Here is a 3,218-nt window from a genome sequence, read left to right as displayed (position 1 = left end):
TCGGCGTCAAGCTGACGACGCTGCGCCCGGAGCAGGCCGCCTACATCGGCGTCAAGGTCGAAGGCCCGTACAAGCCCGACCACTACCGCTACTGATCCCCACGGATCCCCGCTGACCCCAGCGGATCGCGCACACTGAGCAGGCCCCCGGCACCCCGTGCCGGGGGCCTGCCCCATGACGCAGTCCCCGCACACCCCGTACGCCAGCCAAGGACCACAGCCCATGCCCCGCGGCCGCTACTCGCTCCACGACCCGCACGACCACACCCCCCTCGGCGAGGAGCACTTCCACTGCGCCCCCGGCCCCTCCGGCTGGCGTTACGTCTCCCAGATCACCGCCCCCGGCGGCGACCACCGCGGCTCCGTCGACCTCGCCGTCGACGCCCTCGGCCGCCCCATCCGCCTTGAGGTCAACGCATCGAGCTGGCAGGTCCGCGGCGCCGCCCTCGACGGCGTCACCTGGGTCCGCACCGACCCCACCGGCACCGAGGCCACCGAGGGCAACGTCGCCGCCCCCGGCTTCACCGGCTCCTCCCCGGCCTTCCTCATCGCGACGGCCCGCCTGCTGCGCCTGACCCCCGGCGCCCCCGCCACCCGCATCAGGCTCCTCGCCCTCACCGACCCGGTCCTCGCCCCCCGCACCGTCGACCAGGCCTGGGCCCTGCGCTCACGCGCCGAGCACCCCACCGACAGCGGGCCGCTGGTGGTGGACGAGTACCAGGTCACGGCCCTCGACACGGGCGAGGTCCACACCGTCCACATCGCCGGCGACGTGGTCCTCTCGGCCCCCGGCATCGAACTCGAACACCTGGAGACCCCGCCGTCCTCCTTCACGGACGCCGAGGACGCCGAGGACGCCGAGGACTTCGAGCCCTAGGCCGGCGGGGCGAACCCGGTGGCGCGCGGGGCGGGCTCGACGGGCGACGCGGGCTGCACGGGCGCGACCGGAGCCACGGCTGGGGCCGGCGGCACCGGCGCGGCGGAGGGCACCACCACGGGCATCCCCGCGTACGGATCGGCCACGGCTACGGGCGCGGAAGGGGACGGGGACGACGGAGCCCCGGCGAAAGCCCGGGCGGCGTCCCGCGACTGCCGCTCGTGCACCACCGCCATCAGGAACGCGGCGGCCGGCACCCCGGCCGGCGCCGGCGCCCCCGTCCGGGCCACGACGTCGTCCGCCAGCCGCGCAGCCATCACCGCGGCCGTGTGCGGGTCCAGCTGGTTCATCCGCGTCAGGTACTGGCGGATCGCCAGCCACAGCCCGTCGGGCACGGCCGACAGGTCCAGCCCGCCGAACCGCCCGGCCAGCCACGGCGGCGGAGGCGGTACGGGCATCACCCGCGCCCCCGGCACCCGCTCCCGGATCACCAGCGTCCCCGCGAACACGTCCCCGAGCCGCCGCCCCCGCTCCGACACCAGCGACGCGATGCACGCCACCACCCCGAAGGTCATCAGCAGCTCCACGACCCCCATGGCCCCGCGCACCAGAGCGTGCCGGAACCGGATCGGCCCGCCGTCCTCCCGTACGACCCGCAGCCCGAGCGCCAGCTTCCCCAGCGACCGCCCGTGGCTCAGCGTCTCCACCGCGATGGGCACCCCGACCAGCACCAGCAGCAGACTCGCCACCGCCACCGCCGCCTGAGCGGCCTCGTCGAGCCCGGCGGTCGCGAAGACCAGCGCCAGCGTCACCAGTAGGTACCCGGTGAAGTACACGGCCAGGTCGAGCAGGACCGCCAGCGCCCGGCTCGGCAGCCGCGCCGGCCGCAGACCCAGGACGACCGCGTCCCCCGTCACCAGTCCGCTCACCGGATGCACCTTTCACCGACCTGACCCGCCCCTGTGGACCCCAGTCTGCCAAGCTGGCCGCAGGAGCAGTAGCCGTATCGGGCGGGCCAGGGGCAGGGGAGCGACAACCGGATGGATCTCGACGTCTTCGTGGCCGCCCACCAGGCGCAGTGGGCCCGCCTGGAACAGCTCCTCGGCCGCGGCCGCCGGCTCACCGGCGCGGAGGCCGACGAGCTCGTCGCCCTGTACCAGCGCACCGCCACCCACCTCTCCCTGATCCAGTCGAGCGCCCCCGACCCGCTGCTCACGGGCCGCCTCACCCAGCTCGTGGCCCGCGCCCGCGCCACCGTCACCGGAACCCGCCGCGCGAGCTGGCGCGACGCCGCCCGCTTCTTCACGGCGGGTTTCCCGGCGGCCGTCTACCGCAGCCGCCGCTGGTGGATACCCACGGCACTGCTCTCCACGGCCCTCGGCGTGCTCATCGGCTGGTGGATAGCCACCCACCCGGAGGTCCAGGGCGCCGTCGCCGCCCCGGACCACCTCAAGGAGCTGACGCGGCCGGGCGGCGAGTACGAGACGTACTACTCCAGCCACCCGGCGGCCTCCTTCGCCGCGAAAGTCTGGACGAACAACGCGCAGGCCGCCGCCGTCTGCCTGGTCCTGGGCGCCTTCCTCGGCCTCCCGGTCCTCTGGATCCTCTTCCTGAACATGGCCAACCTCGGCGTCGGCCTGGGCCTGATGGCCTCGGCGGGCCGCCTCGACGTCTTCCTGGGCCTGATCCTCCCGCACGGCCTGCTCGAACTGACGGCGGTCTTCGTCGCCGCGGGCATGGGCCTGCGCCTGGGCTGGACGGTCATCGACCCGGGCCCCCGTACCCGCCGCGCGGCCCTGGCCGAGCAGGGCCGCGCCGCCCTGGGCATGGCCATCGGCCTGGCCGTCGTCCTCTTCGTGTCCGGCCTGATCGAGGGCTTCGTGACCCCGTCGGGCCTCCCCACCTGGGCCCGCATCACCATCGGCGTCGCCGCGGAGGCCGCCTTCCTCGCGTACGTCTTCGTCCTGGGCGGGCGCGCGTCGCGCGCCGGCGAGGTGGGCGACGTGGAGGAGGCGGACCAGACGGCGACACTGCCGACCGCGGCCTGATGTGCGTACGGCCCTGTTCAGCTGCTAGTCTCCTGGACGTCGCGAGGGGTGTTGACACATCCGGAGCGTGGAGGTAGATTCGAACGGTTGCCTCGAACTGGACAAGTTCGGCAGCGATGGTTTAAGATCTTCTTCGCCCCCAAGAATCCGAGAAATTGAATTCAGTTGGGGCACATCCAGCTCTGAATCAGGATCTGAGGCCGGGAAATCCGGTGGAAAACTTCTGATAGAGTCGGAACCGCCGGAAAGGGAAAGCGCGAAAGCGCAGAACCTCGAAAGCGCCGAGGAAATCGG

At 73.3% G+C, this 3,218-nt stretch carries 5 protein-coding genes; 4 read left to right on the top strand and 1 reads right to left on the bottom strand.

What is annotated here, in order from left to right; genetic code table 11:
- On the top strand, window positions 1–95 hold a 95-nt coding region (locus AB0F18_RS38965; RefSeq protein ID WP_351857368.1), incomplete at its 5' end, for an adenosylhomocysteinase.
- Window positions 96–222: 127 nt separating this feature from the next.
- Window positions 223–876 carry a hypothetical protein gene (locus tag AB0F18_RS38960; protein WP_362070218.1) on the top strand — a complete coding sequence of 218 codons (654 nt, stop codon included), beginning with the start codon at window positions 223–225 and terminating at the stop codon, window positions 874–876.
- Here the strand turns inward: AB0F18_RS38960 and AB0F18_RS38955 are convergent.
- Window positions 873–1,805: an RDD family protein gene (locus AB0F18_RS38955; protein WP_362070215.1), complete on the bottom strand. Its 933-nt coding sequence runs from the start codon at window positions 1,803–1,805 to the stop codon at window positions 873–875. The two genes, AB0F18_RS38960 and AB0F18_RS38955, sit on opposite strands and share 4 nt — an antisense overlap.
- 111 nt (window positions 1,806–1,916) lie before the next feature.
- On the opposite strand from AB0F18_RS38955, the gene AB0F18_RS38950 reads away from it, so the two are divergent.
- Both AB0F18_RS38950 and AB0F18_RS38945 read left to right on the top strand, forming a co-directional pair.
- Complete coding sequence (locus AB0F18_RS38950; protein WP_362070212.1) at window positions 1,917–2,924, top strand: stage II sporulation protein M; 1,008 nt, start codon at window positions 1,917–1,919, stop codon at window positions 2,922–2,924.
- Between the two features lie 67 nt (window positions 2,925–2,991).
- The coding region (locus AB0F18_RS38945) for a hypothetical protein (RefSeq protein WP_362070209.1) at window positions 2,992–3,218 on the top strand (227 nt) is incomplete at its 3' end.

The organism is Streptomyces sp. NPDC029216, from assembly GCF_040648015.1.
Taxonomy (GTDB): Bacteria; Actinomycetota; Actinomycetes; order Streptomycetales; family Streptomycetaceae; genus Streptomyces.
The sequence above is the reverse complement of the archived record's forward strand: the minus strand, read 5'-3'. Positions and strand labels throughout refer to the sequence as shown.